Source organism: Paenibacillus sp. TAB_01 (assembly GCF_043945595.1).
GTDB lineage: Bacteria > Bacillota > Bacilli > Paenibacillales > NBRC-103111 > Paenibacillus_S.
On sequence record NZ_JBIFNP010000001.1, the window covers coordinates 1,101,904 to 1,116,033 of the forward strand.

The 14,130-nt window shown below is 54.2% G+C and carries 10 protein-coding genes; all 10 read left to right on the forward strand.

Annotated elements, in window-relative coordinates; translation table 11 throughout:
- Positions 1-16 precede the first annotated feature (16 nt).
- Positions 17-1,786: a hypothetical protein gene (locus ACHHV8_RS05395; protein ID WP_395157362.1), complete on the forward strand. Its 1,770-nt coding sequence runs from the start codon at positions 17-19 to the stop codon at positions 1,784-1,786.
- Positions 1,787-1,887: 101 nt separating this feature from the next.
- The gene (locus tag ACHHV8_RS05400) at positions 1,888-4,521 is read left to right on the forward strand and encodes a WIAG-tail domain (protein WP_395157363.1); all 2,634 of its coding nucleotides are present in this window, start codon (positions 1,888-1,890) and stop codon (positions 4,519-4,521) included.
- 425 nt (positions 4,522-4,946) lie between these two features.
- Positions 4,947-5,375 (forward strand): MarR family winged helix-turn-helix transcriptional regulator, encoded by a 429-nt coding sequence (locus tag ACHHV8_RS05405; RefSeq protein ID WP_395157364.1) that lies wholly within the window; start codon positions 4,947-4,949, stop codon positions 5,373-5,375.
- Positions 5,376-5,384: 9 nt separating this feature from the next.
- Positions 5,385-6,041: an HlyD family secretion protein gene (locus ACHHV8_RS05410; RefSeq protein ID WP_395157365.1), complete on the forward strand. Its 657-nt coding sequence runs from the start codon at positions 5,385-5,387 to the stop codon at positions 6,039-6,041.
- Between the two features lie 13 nt (positions 6,042-6,054).
- Positions 6,055-7,374 carry an efflux RND transporter periplasmic adaptor subunit gene (locus tag ACHHV8_RS05415; protein WP_395157366.1) on the forward strand — a complete coding sequence of 440 codons (1,320 nt, stop codon included), beginning with the start codon at positions 6,055-6,057 and terminating at the stop codon, positions 7,372-7,374.
- Between the two features lie 11 nt (positions 7,375-7,385).
- Positions 7,386-9,077, forward strand: a complete 1,692-nt coding sequence (locus tag ACHHV8_RS05420) for a DHA2 family efflux MFS transporter permease subunit (RefSeq protein ID WP_395157367.1) — start codon at positions 7,386-7,388, stop codon at positions 9,075-9,077.
- Positions 9,078-9,124: 47 nt separating this feature from the next.
- Positions 9,125-10,906 carry a hypothetical protein gene (locus ACHHV8_RS05425; RefSeq protein ID WP_395157368.1) on the forward strand — a complete coding sequence of 594 codons (1,782 nt, stop codon included), beginning with the start codon at positions 9,125-9,127 and terminating at the stop codon, positions 10,904-10,906.
- Positions 10,907-11,119: 213 nt separating this feature from the next.
- Complete coding sequence (locus ACHHV8_RS05430) at positions 11,120-11,560, forward strand: MarR family winged helix-turn-helix transcriptional regulator (RefSeq protein ID WP_395157369.1); 441 nt, start codon at positions 11,120-11,122, stop codon at positions 11,558-11,560.
- 171 nt (positions 11,561-11,731) lie between these two features.
- Entirely contained in the window at positions 11,732-13,093 is a 1,362-nt protein-coding gene (locus tag ACHHV8_RS05435; RefSeq protein ID WP_395157370.1) for a hypothetical protein, read from the forward strand.
- Positions 13,094-13,324: 231 nt separating this feature from the next.
- Positions 13,325-14,128, forward strand: coding sequence for a DeoR/GlpR family DNA-binding transcription regulator (locus ACHHV8_RS05440; protein ID WP_395157371.1), 804 nt, complete (start codon positions 13,325-13,327; stop codon positions 14,126-14,128).
- The last annotated feature ends 2 nt before the right edge of the window (positions 14,129-14,130 follow it).

The window sequence follows — 14,130 nt, forward strand, 5'->3', positions numbered from 1 at the left end:
AGGGAGGATGCACAGCATGAGGAAGCGTAACGGAGGAAGAGAGGTCACGGGCAAGCGGACCCAGCGAAGAAGTACGTTTATCAACGAATTGAAATGGCTTGACCGGATCACGGAAGAAAATAAATCAAGTAAATCAAGTAAACCGACCCAGGAGGGGAGCGTGCTGACGGATGTTTCGGTCAGTCAGCTCTCCGCGGTTGAAGCCAAGCCGGAATCGGTTCCGGCTCCTGCGGCTGTCGCCCCGCCGGCCCGGTCGCTTTCTACAGGTCCCGTGCTTAAGGAGCGCAAGCTTGCGTCCGAGTCCACGGCCATTGTGTACACGGATGATCTTGCGGACGAAGCCGTGACTCATGAGAAAATCGCCCGCAATGCCATTGACGGAAGCAATGTGAAAAGAGGCGGAATCGGAGGGGAGCAGCTGGGGGATTACGCCGTCAGCACTTCAAAGCTCGCAGACCGAAGTGTCACCCAGCAAAAGCTGGCGCATCGTTCGGTGACGGAGGAGCATATCGCTCCCTTTTCGATTACAAGTGAAAAAATTCAGGAGCGGGCGATCAGCGGAGAAAAGCTGCAGGACAACAGCATCACCTCCGATAAGCTTGCAGATAAAACCATCGATGCGATGAAAATTGCCGAACGCTCGATTCAAACCAAGCATTTGGCCGAAGAAGCGATTACGGGCGACTTGATATTGAATCAGTCGATCACCTCGGAAAAAATCAAGAGCGGCACGATCCAGACGACGAATCTGGCTAACTATAGCATCAATACCGCCAAGCTTTCCGACTTATCCGTGACGACCGAAAAGCTGCGCGATCATTCGGTGACCGGCAGAAAGATTGTCGACGGAGAAATTTCGACGCAGAAGCTGTCCGATCATGCGGTCACCGAAGAGAAGCTGGCCCCATGGAGCATTGCATCGGAGCATTTGCAATCCAATGCGGTGCTGCACGAACATTTGTCCGGCGGCATTGTAAGGAGTACGAACATCGCTCCCAAGCAAATTTTGACGGAGCATATCGCGTCGGCTTCCCTCCTTACGGATCATTTGCTGGATGGTGCCGTAACCTCCGAAAAGCTGGCGAAGCAGTCCGTAGCGGGGGTGCATGTTCAAGAAGCTTCTATTGAAGGGAAGCATCTGCACAATAAGTCGGTAGAGGCGCGTCATTTGGCGGAAAACGCGGTGACGGGCAGCAAGCTGGCTCCCCAGAGCGTAGGCGCGGAGCAGCTGGCGGATGTGTCGGTCGATGCGTCGAAGCTGGCGAATCAAGCCGTCACTTCAACGAAAATTGCTCCCAAAGCGGTAACGGGAGAGCATCTGTGCACAGGGATCGTAGGGAGCATGCATGTCGCGGATAGAGCGGTGCAATCCGGTCATATCGCCACGCAATCGATAGGAAAAGAACATCTCCAGGATCAAGCGGTAATTGCTTCTAAGCTGGCGGACCGGTCGGTTACCTCGGAGAAGCTGGGCATTGCATCGATTCAATTTCAGCATATCCAGGAAGGTGCCGTGCTGTCCAACCAGCTGGCCAATCACAGTGTCACGACTTCGAAGCTGGCGAGCGAATCCGTCTCAACTGACAAATTAACGAATTTGTCAGTCACCACCGCCAAGCTTGCGCAGGGCAGCGTCACTTCCGATAAGCTGGGCCGGGAAATGGTGCTCGGAGAGCACTTGTCGGCAGGTGCCGTACAAGGAATTCATATTGCAAAAGCGGCGGTAAAATCGAGTCAGCTGAGCAATGAAGCGGTCACACGGGATAAATTGGCGGGCCGCCCGTAACCCAGGAAAAGCTGGGCGAAGGAGCTGTCGGCACGGCTCAGCTAGCTGCCGGTTCGGTTACTGGAACGCAGCTGGCGGCAGGGGCTGTAGCCGCGGAGCACGTGTCCCTGGGCGCCATTACTTCGCAGCACATCTCCGCCGAAGCGATTGGACGTGAGCAGCTCGCCGAAGGAGCTGTCGGCGCTGCCCAACTGGCCGTCGGCGCGGTAACGGGCTCACGGCTGGCTTCGGGGGCTGTGACCTCCGAGCATTTGGCTGCAGGAGCGGTAGGCTCCGAGCAGCTGAGCAATGGCGCCGTCGGAACAGAGCAGCTTGCAGCGGAAGCGGTAACGGGAGCTCAGCTTGCTTTCGGCACGGTAACCGGATCCCATTTAGCATCCGGAGCGGTAGGGCGAGAACAGCTGAGTGAAGGCGCCGTAGGCACAAGACAGTTGGCGATCGGCGCGGTGACGGGATCTCGGATTGCTTCAGGCTCGGTGAACACTGAGCATTTGGCAATCGGAGCGGTAGGCCGTGAGCAGCTCGCCGAAGGGGCCGTCGGCACCGCCCAGCTGGGAGAAGGAGTGGTGACAGGAAAGCAGCTGACTCCTGGAGCGGTGAGCGTCGAGCACTTGGCGGCAGGCTCTGTGGGCCGCGAGCAGCTGATCGAAGGCGCTGTCGGGACAGAGCAGCTGGCAGAGCGTTCGGTGACGGGAGCACAGGTAGCTATAGGAGCCATCACGGCTGCGCACTTAGCGGCTGGAGTTGTAAGCGCCCGGCACCTGGCCGCGGGCTCTGTAGGCCGCGAGCAGCTGATCGAAGGCTCGGTAGGAACGGAGCAGCTGATCGAAGGCTCGGTAGGAACGGAGCAGCTGGCTGAGGGCGCAGTGACGGGAGCACAGCTGGCCTTTGGCTCGGTAAGCGTCGAGCACTTGGCCGCAGGTTCCGTAGGCCGCGAGCAGCTGATCGCAGGCGTCGTGGGGACGGAACAGCTCGCCGAGGGATCGGTGACAGGAGAGCAGCTGGCCTTTGGCTCGGTAAGCGCCCGGCACTTGGCCGCGGGCTCTGTAGGCCGCGAGCAGCTGATCGAAGGCTCGGTAGGAACGGAGCAGCTCGCCGAGGGCTCGGTGACAGGAGAGCAGCTGGCCTTTGGCTCGGTAAGCGTCGAGCACTTGGCCGCGGGTTCTGTAGGCCGCGAGCAGCTGATCGAAGGCTCGGTAGGAACGGAGCAGCTGGCTGAGGGCGCAGTGACGGGAGCACAGCTGGCCTTTGGCTCGGTAAGCGTCGAGCACTTGGCCGCAGGTTCCGTAGGCCGCGAGCAGCTGATCGAAGGCTCGGTAGGAACGGAGCAGCTGGCGGAAGGCGCAGTGACGGGAGAGCAGCTGGCTTTTGGCTCGGTAAGCGTCGAGCACCTGGCCGCGGGCTCCGTAGGCCGCGAGCAGCTAATCGAAGGCTCGGTAGGCACGGAGCAGCTGGCTGAGGGCGCAGTGACGGGAGCACAGCTGGCCTTTGGCTCGGTAAGCGTCGAGCACTTGGCCGCGGGTTCTGTAGGCCGCGAGCAGCTGATCGAAGGCTCGGTAGGAACGGAGCAGCTGGCGGAAGGCGCAGTGACGGGAGAGCAGCTGGCTTTTGGCTCGGTAAGCGTCGAGCACTTGGCCGCGGGTTCTGTAGGCCGCGAGCAGCTGATCGAAGGCTCGGTAGGAACGGAGCAGCTGGCGGAAGGCGCAGTGACGGGAGCACAGCTGGCCTTTGGCTCGGTAAGCGTCGAGCACTTGGCCGCGGGTTCTGTAGGCCGCGAGCAGCTGATCGAAGGCTCGGTAGGAACGGAGCAACTGGCGGAAGGCGCAGTGACGGGAGAGCAGCTGGCTTTTGGCTCGGTAAGCGTCGAGCACCTGGTCGCAGGCTCTGTAGGCCGCGCGCAGCTGATCGAAGGCTCGGTAGGCACGGAGCAGCTGGCTGAGGGCGCAGTGACGGGAGCACAACTGGCGGAAGGTGCAGTAAGCGTCGAGCACCTGGCCGCGGGCTCCGTAGGCCGCGAGCAGCTGGGTGAAGGCGTCATTGACACCATCCACTTGGCTAACGGCTCCGTCGGTACGATGCAAGTGCAGACCGATGCGATTGACGGGCTTCATATTAGACAGGAGTCGATCTCCGGATATCATCTGCTGCCGGGAAGCATTTCGGCATTGCATCTGGACCCTGGATTTCTTCAGCAATGGCAGGAACGGATCCTCTCGGTTGTACTTCCTGCCGCGCAAGCGCAGGAAACCGCAGCGGAGCCGGAGACTTTAGTGAAACCGGAGACCGTAGCGGAACCGGAAACAGCCGAGATATTAGCCGAAACGGAACCTGTAAGCGAGAGCGACACGCTAACAATCCCGGCCATCTCGGGCGATCAGCTTGCGGACGGCATCATTGAATCCAGGCACCTGGCGGAGGGAACCGTAACGCCGGAACATCTTTCATTCACGCCTGTGCAGTGCGCTCAGAGCCTTCCTGCGCTGCAGCAGTTTGGGCTTGCACCGTTTCAGGTGCGCGTGGAGCAGGAATTCGCGGAGCTCCGGATCGAGTTCGACCAGCCTTTTGCCAACACGGATTATGCGCTTGTAGCTATGACGAATGAAACGGCCTGCTATGCGACTGTGCACGAGAAGCAGCTGGACTGCGCCATCCTTCAAGTCGTCAGAAGCAAATATTCGCCCGAGCTGCGGGGGATCGTAAACTGGATTGCAATGGGAACGCTGAGTGTGCAATAAAGGTTTAAAGAAGGGAAGACTGCCTTTTTTCAACAAAGGGCGGTCTTCTTTTTATATGGTATAAGGGCTGTGAAACGGCGGTTTGCTTAAAGAAGGGAACTCGTCGTTTAATCGTAAAAAATTTACTTTTCAAATCATTTAGTTCGTGGTATATTTCTTTAAGAATTATTTCTTATGCGAAATATATGAAGTAAAGGGCTTCCGGCGGTTGAAGTTTCCTTTCACGAAGGGGGAATTACATAAGAATGGAACCCTGGCTGCTTTACTGCAACAATTACGGCATCTAAGCTTCGGCACATCGGATTTGTCATCAGGCGGGGATAAGTATCCCGTCTGTTCTTTCATCTTGTCGCATCCTCCATCCTATGGTATATTTTTATCTATTAATATTTCGTTTGCGAAATAAATGGAGGTTGCAAAAATTCATGAGTCGAGCAATGCAAATTGGCCATTCCATTCGAAGACTGACGAAAATTTTCAATGTAATCATGAGCAAGGATCTGAAAGAGCTTGGGCTGACGACACCTCAGATTGCCATTATAGGTCAAGTTTATTTTGAACCTAAGACGATCGGTCAAATTTCCGAGCATACCCATCTTTCCTACAGTACCGTATCTGGGATTATCGACCGGCTGGAGCGGGACGGTTGGCTGGAACGGATTCGGGATGAAAGCGACCGCCGTATCGTTTGGATCAAAAAGACGAGCAAGATTGACGGATTGAAAGAGAAATTGCAATTTTTCCAGGAAAGCTTTTATGAAAAGCTGCTGGCCGATTTAAGCTCGGAGGAGCTGGATACGATTATTCGATCCTTGGAGCTTTTGACTACTTACTTGGAAAATAAAGAAGGTTGAGGAGATTTTATGAAGAGGAAACAAGTACTGTACTCCATCTTGGCTATTGCGATCGTTCTTGCATCCGGAGGAGGCTATTGGTTCTGGTATGAATCGCACTATTTCATTAAGTCTGAGGATTCCCGCGTTGCCGGCGATATTTACCGCGTAATGCCGCGTATTTCCGCAAAAATGACCGCCCTTCAAGTGGAGGAGGGGGATACGGTGCTGGCAGACCAGATCGTCGCCCAGCAGGACAGCACGAATCTGGCTACGAGCGTGCTTGATCAAGCCGCACTCCGTTCGCCGATCACCGGCACGGTAATCAAAACGATGGCGAAGGCTGGAGAAGTGGTTTCGCCGGGCCAGACCGTTGCGATGGTCGTAGACAAAAAGCATCTGTATTTGAATGCCAACATCGAAGAAGGCGACATTAACCGGGTCAAAGTAGGCCAGCCCGTTGAGTTTACGGTGGACACCTTTCCGGGGGCAACCCTGATGGGCAAAGTACAGGAGATCGGTGAAGCGACTGCCGCAACCTTCTCGCTGCTGCCTGCAACCAACACAAGCGGTAACTTTACCAAGGTTACCCAGCGCGTACCTATCAAAATCTCGATTGACGATCAGCAAGGACTGGCATTATCGCCAGGTATGAGCACCGTCATCAAAATTCATCTGAAAGGATAGGGAAGAACTAGCCATGAGAACAAAACAAATGACATGGATCCCTGCGATCCTTTCTTTATTCGTTATTGCCGCACTGCCCGGATGCGGAGGGGCGGACGCGCCGAAGACCGGCGCAGCGCAAGAAATTTCCGTCAAAGCGATCAAGCTCGGCCAGAGCGCCGGTTCCGCTCTCAGCGGGAAGGTCATCCCCGACCAGGAAGTGAAAGTCGTTGCCAAAACATCGGGCAAAGTATTCGAAATGAAAGCCAATGAAGGCGACAAGGTGAAAAAGGGCGATGTGATCATTCAGCTCGAAACGGACGATCTTACATCGCAGGTGAAGCAGGCGGAAGCAGCTGTGGTCGCCTCGCAAGCCAAGCTGGCCGATACGCAAGCAGGTGCCAGAAGCCAAGAGATTCAAGGTCTGGAGAGCGCTGTGCAGCAAGCGCAGGCAGCTGCTAATCAGGCGAAAGCAGGCGCAGATCAGGCCAAGGCCGGTTTTGACCTCGCTCAAAAATCGTACAATAAGCTTCGCAACCTGTATGACACGAATTCTTCGGTAACGAAGGAAGATCTGGACAAAGGCACAGCCGATTACGAGAAGGCCCAAGCGGCATACCAGCAGACGCTGGCTTCCCAGCAGTCCGCTGAAGCGGCGGTATCCGCAGCCAAATCGAAGCTGGATCTGGCGCGCAGCGGTGCGACAGGCAATACAATCGAGGCGCTGCAGGCCGATGTTAACCGGCTGAATGCGAGTCTGGAGCTCGCCAACAACGCGCTGGCCAATGCAACGATCGTAGCTCCGATTGACGGCGTGGTCGTGAAGAAGAACATCTCCGTCGGCGAAATGGCGCAGCCTGGCGTAGCTTTGGTCAACATTGTCAAAATGGATCAGGTTCAGGTGGAGCTGAGCGTTCCGGATACCTTGATCAATACATTGAAGCCGGGCATGGATGTGGATGTGAAGGTCAGCAACGTGCCTGACAAAGCATTCCCTGGGAAAATCGATTTTGTGTCCCCGGTTTCCAATACGAACACAAGCACGTTCCCTGTAAAAGTGACTGCGCCTAATCCCGATGGCTTGCTGCTTGCAGGGATGACGGCAGAAGTGAATTTGAAGGATTCGAAGCAAAGCGGTCTTGAAATTCCGAAATCCGCCATTATTAAAAAAGATAATAAATCGTTCGTTTATATCATTCAAGATCAAACCGCCAAGGCGGTAGAGGTTTCCGTCGAAGATAAAAATGCGGACTGGGCTTATATGAAAGAGAATGCTTCGATCAAAGCCGGACAGCAAATCATTATTAATCCGACAGATGCATTGGCGGACGGCAGCAAAGTGAAAGTCGAATAGGGGGAGATCACGTGCCTGACGAATCTCAAAAAGCGCAAGCTCCCGCTGCAAACGGCGAAGCCGAAAAAAAAGAACATAATTTCTGGCTTCCCCTGATTGCCATCATTATGGCGACCTTCGTATCCGTGCTGAGCAGCAGCTTGGCTAACGTGGCTTTACCGAAGCTGGCCTCGGTGTTCGGCGTTCCGACCACAACGATCCAGTGGGTTTCCACAGGCTTCATGCTGGCTTCCGCCGTCGTTATCCCGATGAGCGGATTCCTTGTCGGACGGTTCGGCAGCAAACGGATTCTGATGATGTCCGTAATCGGATTTACGGTCGGTTCCGTCCTGTGCGGTATGGCTTGGAACGATTCCAGTCTTATCGCTTTCCGGATTTTCCAGGGACTTACAGGCGGTTTTATTATGCCCGTCGGGATGGCGGTTATGTATTCCATCGTTCCGAGAGAACAAATCGGCTCGGCGATGGGCGTTTGGGGCGTAGCGGCGATGGTTGCTCCTGCCCTTGGGCCTACGCTGGGCGGTTATATCGTAGAGTATTTCAGCTGGAGGCTGCTCTTCTTCGTCAATGTCCCGATCGGGGTGCTGGCGGCGATCTTATGCTTTGCCCTGCTGAGAGAGAGCCCTACGAACAAAAGCTTGAAATTCGATATTCCCGGCGCGGTGCTGTCCATTCTGTTCTTCGGCTCGCTGCTGCTGGCTTTGAGTAAAGGGCAAACCGAGGGCTGGGGCTCGCTTTATATTGTATCTTTGTTCTATGTAGCCGGCGTCAGTCTTGCGCTGCTGCTATGGGTAGAGCTTACGGTAGAGGTGCCTCTGCTCAAGCTGAAGCTTTTTACGAACATAAGATTTTCATCAAGTACGCTGATCGCGGGATTGCTGATGATGGCGATGATGGGCGGTACGTACCTGATGCCGATTTATTTGCAAAATGCGCTTGGGATGACGGCATTGGATTCGGGGATTCTGCTGCTGCCCCAGTCGATAGCGATGGCATTGATGATGCCGATTAGCGGCAAGCTGACCCAAAAGTTCGGGCTGGTGCCGCTGGCCATTATCAGCTTGGCGGTATTGGGTGTAACCACCTACGAGCTGCATCGTCTTACCGGGGATACGTCGCATTTGTGGATCAACGTCCTGCTTACTATCCGGGGCACCGCGATCGGCGCATGTATGATGCCAATTACAAGCTCGGGCTTGGGCTCAATTCCGAAAAAGGATATTAACGACGCTTCTCCGCTGTCGAACGTGTTCAGGCAGGTCATGGCGACAATGGGTATTGCTATTCTGACGACGATTATGAGCGGACGCCAGACGTTCCACAATGTGCGTATCGCGGAAAATGTGCCTGCTACCTCGGAGCCGGCCAACCAGCTTATTTCGCAGCTGACCGGGCTTCTGGTTCAGGGCGGGATAGATACGGCAACGGCGACAGGCAGCGCAACGACGACGCTTGCCGGTTTGATGGCCAAGGAATCCTTGATTCGTGCAATTGCCGATACGTTCTTTGTCTCGTCGATTCCGGCCTTTATTTGCATCCCGCTTATGTTCCTGCTGTTGAACAGGAAAAAGGCTGCCGACCAGCCTGCGCAGCAGGGCGCGTCCGGCGGAGGGAGCGAATCGGGCCAGGCGCCTGCTTCCGCTTCGCAGACGCCGTCTTCCCAGGGGCCTGGCATGAAAGCGCCGGAGCCCGTAAAAGTATAGAGAAAACAATAGTAACCTGATGCTGACCATTTGGAGGAATTCGATATATGTATAGAATGTGGGGAAAAACGGCGCTGGCGCTAACCTTGGCGTTAGCGGCAGCGTCCGGCTCTGCCGGGGCCGTTCGGGCCGAGCAGCCTGAGCAGCAAGCACAGGAGGCGGCTGCTAATGCTCCGGTATACCAAGCTTTGACGGATGCGCTGCAGGTTCAGGTGAAAAGCATCCTGAATGAACGGACGTCGGACAGCGTCAAAATCGGCGTTGTCGTCCGCTTGAAGAACGAAAGCAACGATAACCGGCGCGTGCCCGATTATGAACTGCGCGCCAAGACGGCGGACGGCGCGGTTTACACGCTGCTTCCAAGCGCAGGCAATATACGCTCGGCTTTGGCTCAATCCGAGAATGAGTTGAGTTATTTCGTCAAGCTCGATAATAAAAAGCCGGTCCGGCTCACGGAGCTGCAATGGGTCGACGTCGATTGGAATGTGTATCCCAAAACGGAGAACGTCATGCTGACGACACCGGTTTCCGGTCAAGGCTGGGCGGGCTCGGACGCGGTATTCCAGGATCCCGCATCGATCAAGCCGTGGGGGGAATCGTTCACCCTGGCTTCAAGCAATTTGCCCCTGACTTATACTCCGGTAGATATCAGCAAACAATATGACGGGCAAAAAACGGAATATATCGTCAAAATGCTTGTCGAAAATACAGGCGAATCGACGGAAACGATCCCCGCTCTGATTCTCGAAGGCAAAGACGGCCAGTCTTCCTTCCAAGGTCCCCGCGTAGAGCAGGGGAGTGTAACCATTGAACCGAAGGAGAAACGGTATATTCATTTCGCCGTCGGTACGGAGCAGGACACAGTTCTAAAAACGATCAATGTGCTGACTCCCGAAAGCTTCGTAACGACGGATGCTAAAGGCCAAGCGGCTTCGGTCGGCTACAATGTCGGCCGGCTGCAGATCGTCCTGCCGGACGGCGAGCTGCCTGCCTCCCAAATTCAGCCGGTGGATTACGCGGGAAGCAGCATCATTTCATTTGATCCGCTGAATAAAATGATGAACCCTGATGTCAACGTATCGCTGGTGGACATTACGATGAACGAAAGTCAGGGCGTAGGCTACAAAACGGCCGTGGCCAAGTTTAAACTGACCAACAAGAGCCAAGCGCCTATTCCGGTGCCTGCCTTTGGAGCGGAATTGAATACGCCGGAAGGCATCAGCTATTCGGGCAGCCGTCAGGTAAGCTCGTCCAAGCAGCTGATGCCCGGATTAACGCAGGTGGTCAGCTATGCTTTTATTATCCCAAGCTCGGAGCAGGGTAACCATCTCGTATTGAAGCTTTCCGACACCCAATCGGCGGCGCCGTTTAAATCGACGATGGCTGCCCTGAGTGTGGCGGCAGTTCCGCAGCCTGAGCCGAAGACGGGGATGGGGGATACGCTGTCCTTCTATCCGTTTGAAGTGAAGGTGGACAGCTGGTCCATCGCAGCGACAACCAATGTGGTGACCGCAGCGAATACGCAGTTAACCTACGGGTATAAGCTCAAAATGCATCTGGATGTCCAGCAAACCGACAATATCGTGGTGGATCAGGATTTCTCCAAGATGAAAGTGGCGCTTGTGGATAGCGCGGGACGCACTGTGGCGGAGCAGAATCTGTCCTTTACCCAAAGCGGCGGCGTCAACCAATTGGTCACAGGCGAAATCAACATCCGATTCGACAACGTCAAAGCAGAGCAGCAGGATAACAACATGACCCTTCAAATTTATGAAGCGGTCAGTACCGAATTCGGTGAAGCCAAACGGCTGCTGGCTGTGTACAAATAAATGGAGCAGGAAAGCATCCAAGGCTGCAAGGAAAAGTAACGGAGCGTATGGAAGCCTTCTTATAGAAGCGCCGGTATTCGCCGTGTCCCCGCGATCGGAAGCGGAATTTCATACGTACAGCAGTTACTTTTTCAGCGACCTTGAAGCATCCCGCGGTTTCTTTTCGGAGAAAACGCGGGTTTTCCTTGCTTATCCAGTGGGAGGCAGTGCGATATGCTTACAAGCCAAGTGATGGAAGAACTGGAATTAACGCTTCAGCACATCATGCGCAAAATGATGCATTATAACAAAATTATGGATAACCATTTCTCAGGTTCGCAGGTGAACGCTCTGGAAACGATTCGCTCTAAGCAGCCGCTGAAGGTTTCCGAGCTGGCCGAGGAGCTTTTCTTATCTTCGAGCGCAGTGACGCTGTTATGCGACAAGCTGATTGAAAACGGCTATGTCAAAAGGGAGCGGATCACCGGCGACCGCAGGGTCGTCTGCATGAGTATTACCGAGCAGGGGAACGAGCTGCTGGAAACACTGCAGGATAAAGAGCGGGATTTGGTATCGCAATGGCTGTCCGGCATTACCGTGCAGGAGCTGCAGGTGCTTAACCAAACCTTAAAGAAAATAAGTGAAAACGCAAAAAAACATAGAATGCGTTCGTGACCCCTTCACATTTTATTCACAATTTGCTTCCGAAAAAGGATTCACAACTCACTTTGATTGTGATATATTTCGTGTAGAAACTATTTAATAAGGAATATTTGTTCTAATAATTTTTCGATTAAAAATATTTCTTATACGAAATAGTTACATTGAGGAATGGAGAGAAACAAAATGAAGAAAAATCAACTGGCAAGAAAAACAATGACCGGCGGTGTAGCTTGTGCACTATTGCTGGGCAGCTTTGTGGGAGGCGGCTTCGGTACCAAAGCTTTTGCACAGACGGCTTCCGTATCCGCAGCGGCGGGATATTCCCCGCTTGTCGCCCAGCATCTGAACAGCATTGTACGTGACACGGCTTGGCTTGCAGACAAAGATGCGGCTGTCATCAACGAGGCGCTGCTTAAAGGCCAGACGCTTGCTGAAGCGTCCGGATTGTCCGCTTCCGAGTTGACCGACAAGCTGACCGGTCTTCTGAAAGAAGACATCAATCACTTATATGAGGATTCGGATGCAAGCTCCTCTGAACTGGATGCATTGAAGGCTCAAGGCGCTGCAGCCATCGCTTCCGCGGTTTCGGAAAAAGGCTTCCAGCCGGCTGCCGCGGCAGCTGTTGTTGATTTGAACGCTGTCATTCAAAGTCAGCTGAGCCTGGTATTCTCGAATGCATCTGCGTTTTCCTCTGAAGATTCGAGTGACATCGAGCAGCGTCTTCAATCAGGCCAATCGCTGGCTCAGGCAGTAGGCCTTTCCCAAGCAGAGTTGACCTCGAAGCTGACGGCACAATTGAATCAAACGATCGATAACGCAGTCAGTCAGCAGCACATCGCTCCGAGTGTGGTTCAGAAGGCGAAGGAAGATGGTGCCCGTCAATTGGCCGAAGTGATTGCAACCGGGAAGACTAGCGCTTCGTTAACCGGCAATTCCGCTACCGTGTCTTCGTCAGTGTACGAGGCCGTATACGCCCGACTGGACAGTATCGTAGCAGATGCTACTTTACTTTCGGATAAAGACTATATCGACGTGACGGATGCCCTGCAATCCGGAGCGACATTGGTTCAAGCGACAGGTTTGTCCGAGAGCGGTCTTTACAGCTCCTTGAAGGCGCTGATGGACAGCGATATCGATCGTGCGGCTCAAGGCGCGGTCTTAGAGGGCGACTTGAATCAAGTGAAGAACGAAGCTTACGACCAAATTCAAACCATCATCACTACACCCGGATTTACAGCAACGGGGAAGAAAGCCGCGGATGATCTGAAAGCAAACGTAGAGGCGCATCTGAAGCTTGCGGCTTCCGAAGCGGCTACTTTGGCGGATAAAGAGCTTTATGAAGTCGAGGATGCCTTAAAGCAAGGATCGAGCCTTGCAGCTGCAACAGGCTTGAACAGCTCCGAATTAACTCAGAAGCTCCTGGCTTCCGTAAACCAATACATTGATGCCAATTCGGCGAACGTGGACGCGGATACGGTAGCTAAAGTAAAGCAGGATGCAGCGGCTTATATCAGCCAGCTTGTACAGACCGGAACTGCTGAATAATTATTATTAAGAAAGAACTAAGCAAAGCGCAGGCTGTCTCAGGACGGTTTGCGCTTTTTTCTAGTCTTTTTCCTGTCAACATTGGAGCTTGCTGCCGATTCGGAAGATTGTATTGTGAACGGTGATGAGCTAAAAAAGCATGGTTATGATTGAAAAAGTCAACCGAAAGCCATATAATAGCGTCATAATCAGGGATGTGGGAGCTTCCCGCGCAGTTGGAGTGTGTAAAGAATGAGCGAGCAGGAATTATCCAAAGGCGAAGAACGCCGAAGCAGGATCATGAACGTGTTGAAGACCCAGGGACGTATTACGATTCAGGAAATTATGGACAAATACCAATGCTCCGAGGCGACCGCCCGCCGCGATTTGGATTATCTCGTTCGTACGGAAGCGGTGATCCGGACCATCGGCGGCGCGCAATTCGAGGGGATAGGCGGCATGCGCGAGGTTTCCTTTGACGAGAAGAAACAGCTTTTATGGCTGGAGAAGGAAAAGATTGCGGCGAAGGCCGCGGCATTGATCGAGGAAGGCGATGTGATCGGTTTAACCGGGGGAACCACGACGTATTTGATCGCAAGGGCCGTCAAGTCCCGAAGAAATATTACGGTGGTGACGAACGCAGTCAATATCGCGATGGAGCTTGCGGACAGCGAGGGCGTGCAGGTCGTGCTGACGGGCGGCGTGCTTCGCAAAAATACGTTTGAGCTGTGCGGTCCGCTTGCGGAAAAAATCGTCGGGGATCTGAACATCGGCAAAATGTTTATGGGCGCCGACGGCTTTGCCCTCGCGCAGGGAGTGACGACGTACTCGGAGCTTGAAGCGCAGATCGCGCGCCTGCTAATCAAACGCTCGTCCCGGACGATTGCGGTCGTGAGCCACTCCAAGGTAGGGAAGGCGTCCTTGTTCGGTATCGTTCCGTTGTCGGCGCTGGACGGCTGTATTACCGACGCGCCCTTAACGCCGGAGCTGGCTTCCGCCTTGGAGGCGTCGCAGGTCGAAGTGTACCTTGCCGGATCAGACGAATCACCGGCATAAAC